Source organism: Oceanibaculum sp. (genome assembly GCF_022449305.1).
GTDB classification, from domain to species: Bacteria; Pseudomonadota; Alphaproteobacteria; order Oceanibaculales; family Oceanibaculaceae; genus Oceanibaculum; species Oceanibaculum indicum.
Genome location: NZ_JAKUSO010000077.1, coordinates 1 through 13864, shown reverse-complemented (window position 1 = coordinate 13864; position 13864 = coordinate 1). Strand labels below are relative to the sequence as shown.

13 protein-coding genes are annotated in these 13864 nt (G+C 65.3%); 3 read left to right on the top strand and 10 right to left on the bottom strand.

The genetic code is table 11. The features are described from left to right. A partial coding sequence (locus tag MK313_RS16370) for an OB-fold nucleic acid binding domain-containing protein (protein WP_416054145.1) occupies nucleotides 1-472 on the bottom strand: 472 nt, incomplete at its 3' end. Between the two features lie 93 nt (nucleotides 473-565). On the opposite strand from MK313_RS16370, the gene MK313_RS16365 reads away from it, so the two are divergent. After that, nucleotides 566-874: a succinate dehydrogenase assembly factor 2 gene (locus MK313_RS16365; protein ID WP_287782961.1), complete on the top strand. Its 309-nt coding sequence runs from the start codon at nucleotides 566-568 to the stop codon at nucleotides 872-874. Beyond that, a complete protein-coding gene (gene mfd, locus MK313_RS16360) occupies nucleotides 871-4365 on the top strand; it encodes a transcription-repair coupling factor (RefSeq protein ID WP_416054144.1) in 3495 nt (1164 codons plus the stop codon). Before MK313_RS16365 ends, mfd begins: the two co-directional genes overlap by 4 nt. 169 nt (nucleotides 4366-4534) lie before the next feature. Here mfd and MK313_RS16355 read toward each other — a convergent pair whose 3' ends face one another. The 3 genes from MK313_RS16355 to MK313_RS16345 all read right to left on the bottom strand — a co-directional run bounded on the left by MK313_RS16355 (nucleotide 4535) and on the right by MK313_RS16345 (nucleotide 7033). Beyond that, nucleotides 4535-5287 carry an SDR family NAD(P)-dependent oxidoreductase gene (locus tag MK313_RS16355; protein ID WP_008945662.1) on the bottom strand — a complete coding sequence of 251 codons (753 nt, stop codon included), beginning with the start codon at nucleotides 5285-5287 and terminating at the stop codon, nucleotides 4535-4537. Nucleotides 5288-5323: 36 nt separating this feature from the next. After that, nucleotides 5324-6139, bottom strand: coding sequence for a nucleoside triphosphate pyrophosphohydrolase (gene mazG / locus MK313_RS16350; protein WP_287782959.1), 816 nt, complete (start codon nucleotides 6137-6139; stop codon nucleotides 5324-5326). A 132-nt stretch (nucleotides 6140-6271) separates the two neighbouring features. Continuing rightward, complete coding sequence (locus MK313_RS16345) at nucleotides 6272-7033, bottom strand: class I SAM-dependent methyltransferase (protein ID WP_287782958.1); 762 nt, start codon at nucleotides 7031-7033, stop codon at nucleotides 6272-6274. A 127-nt stretch (nucleotides 7034-7160) separates the two neighbouring features. Between MK313_RS16345 and MK313_RS16340 the strand changes: the two genes are divergently transcribed. After that, entirely contained in the window at nucleotides 7161-8045 is an 885-nt protein-coding gene (locus tag MK313_RS16340) for an alpha/beta hydrolase (RefSeq protein WP_287782956.1), read from the top strand. On the opposite strand, the gene MK313_RS16335 is transcribed toward MK313_RS16340, so the two are convergent. The 6 genes from MK313_RS16335 to MK313_RS16310 all read right to left on the bottom strand — a co-directional run. Further along, entirely contained in the window at nucleotides 8042-8818 is a 777-nt protein-coding gene (locus MK313_RS16335; RefSeq protein WP_287782955.1) for an MBL fold metallo-hydrolase, read from the bottom strand. The genes MK313_RS16340 and MK313_RS16335 overlap by 4 nt on opposite strands. Before the next feature lie 9 nt (nucleotides 8819-8827). After that, nucleotides 8828-9622, bottom strand: a complete 795-nt coding sequence (locus MK313_RS16330; protein WP_287782953.1) for a TatD family hydrolase — start codon at nucleotides 9620-9622, stop codon at nucleotides 8828-8830. After that, nucleotides 9622-11193 (bottom strand): methionine--tRNA ligase, encoded by a 1572-nt coding sequence (metG, locus tag MK313_RS16325; RefSeq protein WP_287782951.1) that lies wholly within the window; start codon nucleotides 11191-11193, stop codon nucleotides 9622-9624. The genes MK313_RS16330 and metG overlap by 1 nt, the downstream gene beginning before the upstream one ends. A 24-nt stretch (nucleotides 11194-11217) precedes the next feature. Then, complete coding sequence (locus MK313_RS16320) at nucleotides 11218-12333, bottom strand: DNA polymerase III subunit delta' (RefSeq protein ID WP_287782949.1); 1116 nt, start codon at nucleotides 12331-12333, stop codon at nucleotides 11218-11220. Next, entirely contained in the window at nucleotides 12330-12986 is a 657-nt protein-coding gene (tmk, locus tag MK313_RS16315) for a dTMP kinase (protein WP_287782947.1), read from the bottom strand. Before tmk ends, MK313_RS16320 begins: the two co-directional genes overlap by 4 nt. Before the next feature lie 6 nt (nucleotides 12987-12992). Continuing rightward, nucleotides 12993-13864, bottom strand: an 872-nt coding sequence (locus tag MK313_RS16310; protein ID WP_287782946.1) for a D-alanyl-D-alanine carboxypeptidase family protein, incomplete at its 5' end; no start/stop codon positions are given.

Genomic DNA, 13864 nt, shown 5'->3' with positions numbered 1-13864 from the left:
CCTGGGTCAACGGGTAGACCGGCTCGATGGCCGGCAGCGACGCCGCCTCTTCCACGGTCGCCACGTAATCGGGATGAGTCATCCGGACTTCCTGGTCGTAGCGTTCGACCTTGCCGCTGACCACGCGGGTCTCGCCGACCGGCAGCTGCTTCACCAGGAAATCGCCCCTTGCGTGGAAGAACACCAGGTCGATGTCGCCGGTGGCATCGCGGCAGATCACACGGTAGGGCCGGCGCGGCGTGGGCGATGGGATATGTCCCTCGATCCGCACGGTCAGGGTGGCGATGCGGCCCGGCTCCGCCTCGGCGATGCGCGGCGTGTAGGACCTGTCCACGATGCCGCTGGGCAGATGCCACAGCATATCCACCACATGCAGGCCGATGGCGCCCTCCACCAGCTTGCCCAGGCGCGGACCAAGGCCGGGCAGGGTGGTGACATCGGCAAAAAGCGGGAACAGGATCTGGGGACGCACGCAACCGGCCTGGCTGTTGGTGGGAAATGCCATTGAACGGCTGACAGGGCCGCTCCTCAAGTCTATATCCTAGGCGCAAGAAGGAGGACACCAATGTCGGATCGCCCCTCATCCGCGAACGAGACGAGCCCGGAGTCGCTGGAAACCCGTCGCCGGCGCCTGCTGTACCGCAGCTGGTATTGCGGCATCAAGGAGATGGACCTGTTGCTGGGCAGTTTCGCCAAGCAACATCTGGAAAGCATGACCGAAGCGCAGCTCGACAGCTATGAGGCGCTACTGGGCATGAACAATGACCCGGCGCTGTATGACTGGATCATGGGCCGGTCGGAACCACCGCCGGGCATGAACTCCGACGTCCTGGACATGTTGCGTAACTTTAAATTCATCGATTCACGATCTTGAAATCGCTTAAACAAATCTTGAACGCCCCCGGCCGTACCGCGCTGTTCGGGGCGCCCGCCGGCTATGATGCGCTGATCCTCTCCCGCCTGGTGCGGGAGGCGGGGAGTGACGGCATCCTGCATGTCGCGGTCGATGATGCGCGCATGGCGGCGCTGGCCGAGGCGCTGGCCTTCTTTGCGCCCGATTGCGAGGTGCTGCACCTGCCGGCCTGGGACTGCCTGCCCTATGACCGCGCCTCGCCGAATGGCGAAATCCTGAGCCGCCGCGTGGACAGCCTGACGCGGCTGCTGCTGCCGGTGGAGAGCAAGGGTGGGCGCATCCTGCTGACCACGGTCAGCTCGGTCCTGCAGAAAGTCCCGGCGCGCGCCGGTTTTCAGGATGCGGTGCTGTCGGTCGAGGTCGGCCAGCGCGTGCAGCTGGACGATCTGGTCGGCTTCTTCCAGCGCAACGGCTATATCCGCGCCGATACGGTGCGGGAGCCCGGCGAATATGCGGTGCGCGGCGGTATTCTGGACGTCTATCCGTCCGGCGCGCCGGAGCCGCTGCGCATCGACCTGTTCGGCGATGAGGTGGACGGCATCCGCAGCTTCGATGCGGTCAGCCAGCGCACCATCGGCAAGGAAAAGCGTATCCTGTTCAAGCCGGTCGGGGAAATCTTCCTCGACGAGGCCTCGATCCAGCGGTTCCGCCATGGCTACCGCCTGGCGTTCGGGGCGGAGACCGGCGGCGATCCGCTCTATGAGGCGATCAGCGCCGGCCGCCGCCATGTCGGCATGGAGCACTGGCTGCCGCTGTTCCACGACCGGCTGGAGACGCTGTTCGACTATATGCCCGGTGCCGCGGTCAGCTTCGACCATCAGGCGCAGGAAGCGCTGGATGCCCGGCTGGGGCTGATCAACGAATATTACGAGGCGCGTCGCGGCATGCTGCGCGCCGGTGCCGAGGACGGGCAGGTCTACAAGCCGCTGCCGCCGGGGCATCTGTACCTGATGGGCGAGGCACTGCCGAAGCTGCTGGCGGTGCGGGCCTCGATCCAGCTGTCGCCCTTTGCCGCGCCGGAGGCGGAGAGGGACGAGACCGGCCGCGCCATCCTGGATGCCGGCGGGCGGCTCGGGCCGGATTTCGCGGAGGCGCGCGCCCGGCCTGACCTGAACCTCTATGACGCGGTGCGCGACAGCATCAAGGCGGAGCAGGGCAGCGGGCGGCGGGTCGCCATCGCCGCCGTCAGTGCCGGCTCGCGGGACCGCCTGTCGGCGCTGCTGCGCGAGCATGGCATTGACGGGCTGCATCCGGTCGAAGGCTGGCGCGAACTGGAGAAGCTGGACCGCAGCGCGGTTGCACTGGCCATCATCGGGCTGGACCGTGGCTTCGCCGCCGAGGGCGTCACCCTGATCGCCGAGCAGGATATTCTGGGCGAGCGCCTGTCGCGCCCGGCCAAGCGCAAGCGCAAGGCGGATGCCTTCATCGCCGAGGCCTCGGCGCTGACCGAGGGCGATCTGGTCGTGCATATGGAGCACGGCATCGGCCGCTATGACGGTCTGGTGACGCTGGAGGTCGGCGGCGCGCCGCATGATTGCCTGCGGCTGATCTATGCCGGCGGCGACAAGCTGTTCGTGCCGGTGGAGAATATCGACACGCTGTCGCGCTATGGCTCGGAGGATGCGGCGGCCCAGCTCGACAAGCTGGGCGGCGTGGGCTGGCAGGCGCGCAAGGCGCGTGTGAAGCAGCGTATCCGCGAGATTGCCGAGAAGCTGATCCGCGTCGCCGCCGAACGCGAGCTGCGCAAAGGTGAGCCGGCGCGCCCGGCGGAAGGGCTGTTCGACGAATTCTGCGCGCGCTTTCCCTATTCGGAGACCGATGACCAGCTGCGCGCCATTGAGGAGGTGCTGGGCGACATGGCGTCGGGCCGGCCGATGGACCGGCTGGTCTGCGGCGATGTCGGCTTCGGCAAGACCGAGGTGGCACTGCGCGCCGCCTTCGTTGCCGTGATGGCCGGCATGCAGGTCGCCGTGGCGGTGCCGACCACGCTGCTCGCACGCCAGCATTTCAAGACCTTCAAGGAGCGTTTCCAGGGGCTGCCGGTGCGCGTCGAGCAGTTGTCGCGCATGGTCACGGCCAAGGAGGCGAAGGAGGCCAAGGCGGGCCTTGCCGACGGGTCGGTCGATATCGTCGTCGGCACCCACGCCCTGCTGGCAAAAAGCGTGTCCTTCAAGCGGCTTGGCCTGCTGATCGTCGATGAGGAACAGCATTTCGGCGTGGCGCAGAAGGAGCGGATGAAGGAAATCCGCGCCAACATTCATGTGCTGACGCTGACCGCGACGCCGATCCCGCGTACCCTGCAGATGGCGCTGGCCGGCGTCCGCGAGATGAGCATCATCGCCACCCCGCCGGTGGACCGGCTGGCGGTACGCACCTTCGTCATGCCCTATGACAGCGTGATCATCCGCGAGGCGATCATGCGCGAGCATTATCGCGGCGGCAAAAGCTTCTATGTCTGCCCGCGGCTGGAGGATCTGGCGAAGGTGTCCGAACGGCTGCGTGAGCTGGTGCCGGAGTGCAAACTCGCCGTTGCCCATGGCCAGATGCCGGCCAGTGAACTGGAAGAGGTGATGACGCGCTTCACCGATGGCGCCTTCGACATATTGCTCTCGACCAACATTGTCGAATCCGGCCTGGATATCCCCTCGGCCAACACGCTGATCATCCACCGGGCTGACATGTTCGGGCTGGCGCAGCTCTACCAGCTGCGTGGCCGGGTCGGGCGCTCCAAGACCCGCGCCTATGCCTATCTGACGCTGCACCCGCACATGAAGCTGACGCCGAACGCGGTGAAGCGGCTGGAGGTGATGCAGACGCTGGATACGCTGGGGGCGGGCTTCTCACTGGCTTCCTACGACCTCGATATCCGGGGCGCGGGCAACATGCTGGGCGAGGAGCAGTCCGGCCATATCAAGGAGGTCGGCGTCGAGCTGTACCAGCACCTGCTGGAGGAGGCGATTGCCGAGCTGCGCAGCGGGGCTGACGCCGCCGCCGCCGAGGAGGAGTGGACGCCGCAGATCGCCATCGGCATGCCGGTGCTGATCCCGGAGGCCTATGTCGCGGACCTGTCGGTCAGGCTGGGCCTTTACCGCCGCATCGCCACGCTGATGGACCGGCAGGAGATCGACGGCTTCGCCGCCGAGATGATCGACCGGTTCGGCCCGCTGCCGGAGGAGGTGGAGAACCTGCTGCAGATCGTCGCCATCAAGCGGCTGTGCCGGCAGGCGGGCATTGACAAGGTGGCTGCCGGGCCGAAGGGGGCGGTGCTGTCCTTCCGTAACAACAGCTTCGCCAATCCGGGCGGCCTGGTGCAGTTCATCGGCAGGCAGGCGGGCAGCGTGCAGCTGCGCCCCGACCACAAGCTGGTCTGCAAGCGGCCCTGGGGCCAGCCCGACAAGCGCGTCGCCGGGCTGAACCATCTGCTGGGCGAACTGGCGAAAATTGCCGCATAAGAAAACCCCCGCCGGCTGGCGGGGGCAGTAGCGTGGCACTTCCTCTAGGTGTCATTGCCGGGCTTGACCCGGCAATCCAGGTGCCACTTTCTCGAAGGATGCAGGCAGGGCACCGCCCCTGGACCCCCGGATCAAGTCCGGGGGTGACGACAGTGAGACGGGCAGCCGCTTACTTGCGGACGACGTTGAACGGGCTGAAGGCCTGACAGGCGGCCATCAGTTCGATGCGGTTGATGTTCACATTGGCCGGGAATGTGGCGGTGAAGTAGATCACCTCGGCGACATTGTCCGGGGTGATCGGATCGGTGCCCTTGTAGACGTCCTTCGCCTTGTCGGCATCGCCCTTGAAGCGCACCACCGAGAACTCGCTTTCGGCCAGGCCCGGCTCGACGTCAGTGACGCGGATGTTCTGGCCGACCAGATCGGCGCGCAGATTCAGCGAGAACTGCTTCACGAAGGCCTTGGTGGCGCCATAGACATTGCCGCCCGGATAGGGGTAGCTGCCGGCGACGGAGCCCAGATTGATGACATGGCCCTTGCCGCGCTCGACCATGCCGGTCAGCAGCGCCTGGGTGCAGTAGAGCAGCCCCTTGATGTTGGTGTCGATCATGGTTTCCCAGTCGCTCATGGCGACCTGATGGGCCGGCTCCAGACCCAGGGCCAGGCCGGCATTGTTCACCAGCACATCGACATTCTTGAAATTGTCGGGCAGGGCGGCGACGGCGGCACGCACCGCCTTCTCGTCACGCACATCCAGCGGAATGATGTGGACGTCGGTGTCCAGTTCCTTCTTCAGCGCCTCCAGCCGCTCGGCGCGGCGGCCGGTCAGGATCAGCTTGTGCTTGTCCTTGGCGAAGCGGCGGGCGGTGGCGGCGCCGAAGCCGGCGGTGGCGCCGGTGATGAACACGGTAAGCTGGGACATGGGTCTATCCTCTGTTTCAATCGGAAAGTCAGATGGTTAAGCGGATTTCTTGAGTTTTTCCTCGCTCTTGGCGCGCTGCCAGAGCGCTTCCATCTCTTCGAGGCTGGCCTGGTCGGGCGCACGCCCGTCGGCGGCCAGGGTCGATTCGATAAAGGTGAATCGCCTCTCGAACTTGGCATTGCAGTCGCGCAAGGCAAGCTCCGGATCGACCTTCAGATGCCGGGCGAGGTTGGTGAGGGCGAACAGCAGATCGCCCATCTCCTCATGGATGTTCGCGGCGTTGCGGGTGCCGGCGGCAAGCTCGTGCTTCAGTTCCGCCAGCTCTTCCTCGATCTTGGCGATCACCTGGTCGGTGTCCGGCCAGTCGAAACCGACACGCGCGGCGCGCTTCTGCAGCTTTTCCGCACGCATCAGCGCGGGTAGGGCGCGGCCGACATCGTCGAGAATGCTGGCCGTCCTGCCTTTTGCCTCGGCCTTGCGGGCGCGCTCGGCGGCCTTCAGCTCTTCCCAGGTGAGCTTAACGGCCTCGGCAGTGTCCGCCGCCGCGTCGGTGAAGACATGCGGGTGGCGCTCGACCAGCTTGTCGGAGATCGCGGTCGCCACGGCGTCGAAATCGAAATGCCCGTCTTCCCTGGCCATCTGTGCATGGAACACGACCTGGAGGAGGAGGTCGCCCAGCTCCTCGCGCAGCTGTCCCATATCGCCCTGGCGGATCGCGTCGTCGACTTCGTACGCTTCCTCGATGGTGTAGGGCGCGATGCTGGCGAAATCCTGCGCACGATCCCACGGGCAGCCGTCCGGCGCGCGCAGGCGCGCCATGATCCCGAGAAGCCTGTCGATCGGTGCGGTCATGAGATGCGATGCGGATTTTGTGTCAACCGGTGCGGGAGAGTAACCATATCGGGGCGGGGATGAAACCCCCGGATACGGGGTACCTGATAGCATCATCAATTATCGCATAATGTATATTATGGAAAATATTTTTCAGACATGGGCCAGCGTGACGATCAGTTCGCTCTCTATATCATCGGCAAAGCCCCTGCGGCAGTCCGTCAGCCTCAAGCCGGCGGATGCCGCCAGGCTCACGATGTCCTGGCGGTCGAGGATCGCATAATGCATGGCGGCTTCTTCCTCGCGCAGCACCGCCCCGGATTCATCCAGCAGCGAGAATGCCAGCGCCGTGATATGGACGCTCCCATTCTCCACCACGCGGTTCTCCGTGGTCTGGTACGCCAGTCTGCCGCTAAATCCCGACGCCTCTTTTTTCAGCACCAGGCTGCCGCGCTGGGCGTCGATCTCGGCCTGCGGCACCGGCCGGCGCAGCAGATCGGCGTCCGGCAGATGCAGCACGGCCTGGCCATCCGGCGTCAGATGATCGGCAATGCGCTGCAGGAAGCTGCGCCGCCCGTCCGGATCCAGCACATAGCTGAGGCCGTAATAGCCGACGACGATCCGCTGGAACCGGCAACCGAAGGCGAAATCCTCCATCCGCTGGGCGCACAGTAACGGCTGTCCGAGGTGGGTATTACCGTCATAATGGGTCTGGGCCTGCTGCAGGAGCTCCACCGAGGCATCGAAGCCGACAAGCAGGCGGCCCGGTGCTCCCAGTGCTGGAAACAGCCTGCCGCTGCCGCAGGCGGCTTCGAGAACGCTGCGGGTGCCGGCGGTGAAGTCGCGATAGAACTCCGCCTCGCCGATCAGGTTCGAGGCGCGCCCGAACAGCAGATCGTAGAACCCGACCCGCAAATTCCGGCCTCTGAAAAAGTCTGACCCGTCTGTCATGGCCGCACCATAGGCGATCAGGCCTCGACTTGCGCGGAAAACGACCGAGCTGAGAGCTTCTTATACGGAGATAATCGAAAGCCTGTAGCCCATGTCGGTGCTTGTTCTGGCGCGCGCGCTGAAACTCTCGGCGATCCCTGCCCTGGTCGCCTCGCTGCTGTCCGGGTGTTCCGGGCTGGCGACGCTGAACGCGGCACTGCTGACGCAGGATTATCCGGTCGCAGAGGATATCGCCTATGGACCGCACAGCCGGCAGCGGCTCGATATTCACCGGCCGGAGAACGGCACCGGGCATCCGGTGGTGGTGTTCTTCTATGGCGGTGGCTGGAAGAATGGCGACCGTGGGGATTACCGCTTCGTGGCCGAGGCGCTGGTGAAGCGCGGCTATGTCGTGGTGATTCCGGATTACCGGCTGTATCCGGCGGTGAGCTTTCCCGGATTCATTGAGGATGGCGCCCGGGCGCTGCGCTGGGTGCACGAGAATGCCGGGCGCTATGGCGGCGACCCTGACAGGCTGTATCTGGGCGGCCATTCCGCCGGCGCGCATCTGGGCGCGATGCTGGCGCTGGACCGGCGCTACCTGCAGGCTGAAGGGCTGGATACCGATATCATCAAGGGATTCTTCGGGCTGGCCGGCCCCTATGCCTTCGATCCAATGAAGTACAGATCGACCCGCGATATCTTCGCCACGGCGGAGACGCAGGAAGAGGCCCAGCCAGTCAGTTTCGTGACTGACCGCGCGCCGCCGATACTGCTGCTGCACGGCACCGACGACGGCACGGTCTATCCGGTGAATTCACAGGAGCTGGCCAAGGCCCTGCGCGCGGAAAACCGCCCGGTCCGCCATGTCGAATATGCTGATACCGGCCATATCGCCATCCTGCTGGCCTTCTATCCGGAGCTGGCCGGGTCGCTGCCGCTGATCGAGGATGTCAGCCGCGCCCTGCGGGAGTTCGAGGCCGGGACATTCCGCTAGCCCTCGATCACCAGCCCGTCATAGCCCGGCTCCACACCGGGCGGACAGGCCGCGCGCAGCGCCTCGTAATCGGCCTGGTGGTTCATGTGGTGCAGGACCGCCCTGCCCGGCTTCACCCGCGCTACCCACTCCATCGTGCGCTCGAAATGCGCATGGGTCGGGTGCGGCTCGAAGCGGAGGCAATCGACGATCCAGACATCGACACCGTGCAGCAGGTCGAGCGCCGCGTCGGACAGGAAAGCCACGTCCGTCGAGTAGGCAGCGCTCATTTTATTCGGCATATCGAACCGAAAACCTGTTGAAACAGAATAGCCATGATCCTGTTCGAACGGCGTCACACGGATACTGCCGACCTGGAACAGCCCGTCGATCACATGCGGTGTCAGGCAGGGTTTGTAGAAGTAGTCCTTCTCGATCGGCTTGAAGACATAGCCAAAGCGCTTGCCGATGGCGTCCAGGGTGGCCGCATCGGCATGGCAGTCGATCCAGCGCCCGGTCAGCAGGTTCAACCCCCTCACCTCGTCGATGCCATGCACATGGTCGGCATGGGCATGGGTATAGAGTATGGCCGTGACATCCTGCACATTGGCGTCCACCAGCTGGTCGTGCAGGTCCGGCGGGGTGTCGACCAGCAGGGTAGTCTGCTCGTGCTGGACGAGGATGGAGGCGCGCCGCCGGCGGTTTTTCGGGTTGGCGGGATCGCAGTTTCCCCAGTTTCCGCCGATCATCGGCACGCCGGTGGAAGAACCGCAGCCGAGGATGGTAATGCGCATGGTAGCGCCTTAACCGGAAATCTGGGCCGGCGCCGGCACCTTATTGAAAAGATGTAGGAAATTCTCGGTCGTGCGGGCCTCGATCTCGGCCATGCCGACCCCCTTCAGCTCCGCCACGACCTTCGCCGTATGGGCAACGAAGGCCGGTTCATTGCGCTTTCCGCGGTGCGGCACCGGCGCGAGATACGGCGAATCGGTCTCGACCAGAATCCGGTCCAGCGGTAGTGCCTTCACCGTCTCGCGCAGTTCCTCCGCCTTCTTGAAGGTGACGATGCCGGACAGTGAAATATACAATCCTAGTTTCAGGCACTCCCCCGCCAGCCAGGCCGAGGAGCTGAAACAATGGATCAGGCCGGGGTAGTCTCCCTGCCCCATCTCGTCCTTCAGGATCGCCACCGTGTCCTCGTCGGCGTCACGCGTATGGACGACCAGCGGCAGGCCGGTTTCCCGCGATGCCTGGATATGGGCGCGGAAGCTGCGTTGCTGGGCCACACGGGCGCTGTGCTCGTAGAAATAGTCCAGGCCAGTCTCGCCGATGCCGACGACCTTCGGATGGCGCGCCGCCTCGACCAGCCGCGCGGTATCTATCTCCGGCTGGCTGTCCGCCTCATGCGGGTGGATGCCGACGGTGCAATAGATATCGTCATAGCGCTCGGCGATGGCACGGACGCGCTCGAACTCGGTGATCTTGGTGCAGATCGTCACCATGCGCCCGATGCCGGCGGCGCGGGCGCGGGCGACAACCGCGTCCAGCTCCTCCCCGAAATCCGGAAAGTCGAGATGGCAATGGCTGTCGACCAGCATCAGGCCTCCCCTTTCGGTGCTTCCTCTTCCACCCAGCGCGGGAAGACCGGCGCCGGGGCCGGCAGGGCGGTTCCGGGCTTCAGCCGCCCGCCGGCACTAAGGCTTGCGAAGCTGCGGGCGTCTTCCGGCAGGGCCAGCAGGTCGAGCATCCGCGCAGCAGCGGTCGGCGTCGCCGGCTGAGCCAGAATTGCGGCCTGCCGGATCAGCTCGGCGGTGACATAGAGCACGGTTTCCATGCGCTTCGGGTCGGTCTTCTTCAGCGCCCAGGGGGCCTCGCCAGCGAAATAGCGGTTGGCCTCGCCGATCAGCGCCCAGACCTCGGCCAGCATATTGTGGATCTCGTAGCCTTCCATCGCCGCGCGGGCCTTGGCCAGCATGCCGTCCGACTGGGCCAGGATCGCCTTGTCCGCATCGCTGAAATCGCCCGGTTCCGGCACCACGCCGCCGCAATTCTTGGCGATCATCGACAGCGAGCGCTGCGCCAGATTGCCGAAATCATTGGCGAGGTCGGCATTGATCCGGTTCACCAGCGCCTCATGGCTGTAGCTGCCATCCTGGCCGAACGGCACCTCGCGGCAGAAGAAATAGCGGATCTGATCCACGCCATAGGTATCGGCCATGGCGATCGGGTCGATGACATTGCCGACCGACTTCGACATCTTTTCGCCGCGGTTGGTCAGGAACCCATGGCCGAACACGCGCTTCGGCAGCGGCAGGTCGGCGGACATCAGGAAGGCCGGCCAGTAGATGGCGTGGAAGCGCACGATATCCTTACCGATCACATGCACATCGGCGGGCCAGAACTTTCGGAAAGCCTCGCCCTCGCGGTCGGGATAGCCCAGACCGGTGATGTAGTTGGTCAGCGCATCGACCCAGACATACATGACATGCCGGGGATCGCCCGGCACCGGCACGCCCCAGTCAAAGGTGGTGCGCGAGACCGAGAGGTCCTTAAGCCCAGCCTTCACGAAGCTGACCACCTCGTTGCGCCGCCCATCGGGCTGGATGAAGCCGGGATTGGCCTCGTAATAGGCCAGCAGCCGGTCCTGATAGGCCGACAGCTTGAAGAAATAGCTCTCCTCCTCCACCCATTCGACCGGCGATCCGGTCGGCGCCAGGCGCGTGCCGTCCGGCTGCCGGGTCAGCTCGTCCTCGCCGAAATAGGCCTCGTCGCGCACTGAGTACCAGCCACCATACTTACCGAGATAGATGTCGCCGGCCGCCTGCATGCGACCCCACAGCTCCTGCACGGAGGCATAGTGCCGGGGCTCCGTCGTGCGGATGAAATCGTCGTTGGAGATGTTCAGATGCCGCACCATGTTCTGGAACTTCGGCGCCATCTCGTCGGCCAGCTCGCGCGGGGTGATGCCGGCCTTGGCGGCGGTCTGCTGCATCTTCTGGCCATGCTCGTCGGTGCCGGTCAGGAACCGCACCTCATAGCCGTCCAGCCGCTTGAAGCGCGCGATCACGTCGCTGGCAATCGCCTCATAGGCGTGGCCGATATGCGGCGCGCCATTCGGATAGGAAATGGCCGTGGTGATATAAAAGGTCTTCGGCGCGGACCCCGACATGCTCTGCTTGTCTCCAGCGAAGGTTCAGCCCGTTCCCTGCAGCGCAAGGAAAGCGCCGATCACCACCTGCTTGCGGTCCAGGTTGATGGCATCGGTGCGGGCCGTCAGATGCCGCACTTTCTCCCATAGCTCCAGCCAGCGATCAAGGCTGTGCAACGAGGCGAGGCGCCGCAGCGCCAGTTCTTCCTCGGCTAGGATGGGCTGCGGCAGCTGCCCCAGCCCCTTGGCGCGGGCCAGCCGGGCGATCCAGTCGGCCAGCAGCGCCATGGCGGTCTGGAAGGCATCCTCATTGCCGGCTCGTTCGAACCGGCCGGCGAAGGCGTGCAGCTTGCGCGCCTCCAGATCGGGCAGGCCTGCCAGCAGTCCGACCAGATCGCGGTACAGTGCCATGCCGCCTGCGGCATGCAACGCGATGGCGCCGCCGATGCTGCCTTCCGCCAGGCGGGTCAGCAGCAGGCGGTTCTCGCCCGTCTCTTCCGGCAGGTAGTGCGCCAGCAGCCGGTCCATATCCGCCTCGCCCAGCGGGGACAGCCGCAGCAGCCGGCAGCGCGAGCGGATCGTCGGCAGCAGCCGGCCCGGGCTGTGGCTGACCAGCAGCAGCAGGGCGTTTGCCGGCGGTTCCTCCAATATCTTCAGGATGGCATTGGCGGCATTGCGGTTCATCTCATCGACGCTGTCGATCACCACCACGCGCCAGCCGCTGCCGGAGGCCGTCTTGTGCAGGAAGCCGGCAACGCGCCGCGCATCCTCGACGACGATTTCGCTGCGTTCCTTCTTGGTACGCTCGTTGATGCCGCGTTCGACGCTCAGCAGGTCAGGATGGCTGCCAGCCGCGACCTGCCGGAACACGATGCTGTCGGGATCGACGCCGAGGCCTTCGTCTTCACTGGCAGGCAGGGCATCGCCGAACAGCGATGGCCCGGCATCCTGCGCCGGCCCTTCAATGCTGCCATTCAGGGCATAACGGGCGATGCGGTAGGCGAAGCTGGCCTTGCCGATGCCGGGCGGGCCGGCGATCAGCCAGGCATGCGGCAGTTTCCCGCTGCGGCAGGCCGCCAGAAAGGTCGCCTCCGCCGCTTCCTGCCCGACAAGCAGGCTGCTGGCGCGCGGCTCCGGCCAGGCCTGGTCTTCCGTGCTCACGGCTTTTCCAGCCCGAACTTGCTGGCAGCCGCGTCGCGGATCGCGACAGCAACCATATCAATGTCGGCTGTCGCGTCGATCACCACGCACCGCTCCGGCTCGCCCCGGGCGATGTCGAGAAAGCCGTCGCGCAGACGGCGATGGAAGTCGTATCCCATGCGTTCAAACCGGTCCTCGCCAGTCCCTCGTGCGTGGGCACGGGCCAGACCGGCCTCGACCGGCAGGTCGAGGATCAGCGTTAGATCCGGCTTCAGACCGCCGATGGCAATCTGCTGGAGCTGTTCGACAGACTCCCGCCCCAGACCGTGCGCATAGCCCTGATAGGCCATGGTGGAATCGGAAAACCGGTCACAGATGACCCAGCGGCCGGCTTCCAGCGCCGGGCGGATACGCTGCTCGACATGCATGCGCCGCGCCGCCGTCATCAGCAGCGCCTCGGCCATGGCGTCCCAGCGCTCAATGCTGCCCTTCACAATCAGCTCGCGGATCGCCTCGGCGCCCGGTGCGCCGCCGGGCTCCCGCGTGGTTTCCACTGCGATGCCGCGCGACGACAGCCAGTCGGCCAGCCGGCCTATCTGGGTCGATTTGCCGGCCCCCTCTCCGCCTTCCAGCGTGATGAAGCGGCCGCGCGGCGTTCCGCTGTTACCGGACATGCGCCGTCAGCGCGGGCCGAACGCCAGATGCTGGGCGGCCGCCAGCATCCGGCCGAACAGGCCCAGTTCCTCCACATCGGCGCCAGCCAGCAGCGGATAATCCATGGTCTCCCCCTTGGGCAGGGTGATGCGCAGCGTGGCGATCCGGTCGCCCTGCTTCACCGGCGCTGCGACCGGCCCGTCATAGACCGCGCTGACCACCATGCTGCGCCGCGCCGCCTTGGGCACGGTGATAGTGATATCAGCCGCCGTCACCAGCGGTACGGTTCGCTCGTCACCCATCCAGATTTCCGCCTGCTCCACGGTCTCGCCGGACTTGAACAGGCTCAGCGCCTCGAATTCGCGGAACGCCCAGTCCATCAGCCGGCTGGATTCCTGCGAGCGGGCATTCATGCTGGGCAGGCCGTTCACCACCATGATGATGCGGCGCCCGTCCCGCTTGGCCGAGGCAGTGAGGCCATAGCCCGAGGCTTCCGTGTGGCCGGTCTTCAGCCCATCCGCGCCATTCATGGTGTAGAGCAGCGGGTTCCGGTTGCCCTGGCGGATGCCGTTATAGGTGAAGCTTGTCTCTGCATAGTAATGATAATATTCAGGAAAATCCGCGATGATGCGCTGCGCCAGGATCGCCAGCTCGCGCGCCGTCATGACGTGATCGTCATCGGGCCAGCCGGTGGCATTGCGGAAGACGCTCTTCTCCATGCCGATCTTGCGCGCCGCCTCCGTCATCATGTCGGCGAAGGCTTCCTCCGATCCGGCGATGCCTTCCGCGACCACGATGCAGGCATCATTGCCCGACTGCACGATGATGCCGCGCAGCAGATCCTCGATGGAGACCCGGCTGCCAACCTCGACGAACATCTTGGAGCCGCCCTTGCGCC

What these genes read in the sequence shown, in the direction of transcription:
- MK313_RS16365 (WP_287782961.1), top strand. Translation starts at nt 566, where the DNA reads ATGTCGGATCGCCCCTCATCCGCGAACGAGACGAGCCCGGAGTCGCTG.
- MK313_RS16355 (WP_008945662.1), bottom strand. Translation starts at nt 5,287, where the DNA reads ATGTCCCAGCTTACCGTGTTCATCACCGGCGCCACCGCCGGCTTCGGC.
- mazG (WP_287782959.1), bottom strand. Translation starts at nt 6,139, where the DNA reads ATGACCGCACCGATCGACAGGCTTCTCGGGATCATGGCGCGCCTGCGC.
- MK313_RS16340 (WP_287782956.1), top strand. Translation starts at nt 7,161, where the DNA reads ATGTCGGTGCTTGTTCTGGCGCGCGCGCTGAAACTCTCGGCGATCCCT.
- MK313_RS16335 (WP_287782955.1), bottom strand. Translation starts at nt 8,818, where the DNA reads ATGCGCATTACCATCCTCGGCTGCGGTTCTTCCACCGGCGTGCCGATG.
- MK313_RS16330 (WP_287782953.1), bottom strand. Translation starts at nt 9,622, where the DNA reads ATGCTGGTCGACAGCCATTGCCATCTCGACTTTCCGGATTTCGGGGAG.
- metG (WP_287782951.1), bottom strand. Translation starts at nt 11,193, where the DNA reads ATGTCGGGGTCCGCGCCGAAGACCTTTTATATCACCACGGCCATTTCC.
- tmk (WP_287782947.1), bottom strand. Translation starts at nt 12,986, where the DNA reads ATGTCCGGTAACAGCGGAACGCCGCGCGGCCGCTTCATCACGCTGGAA.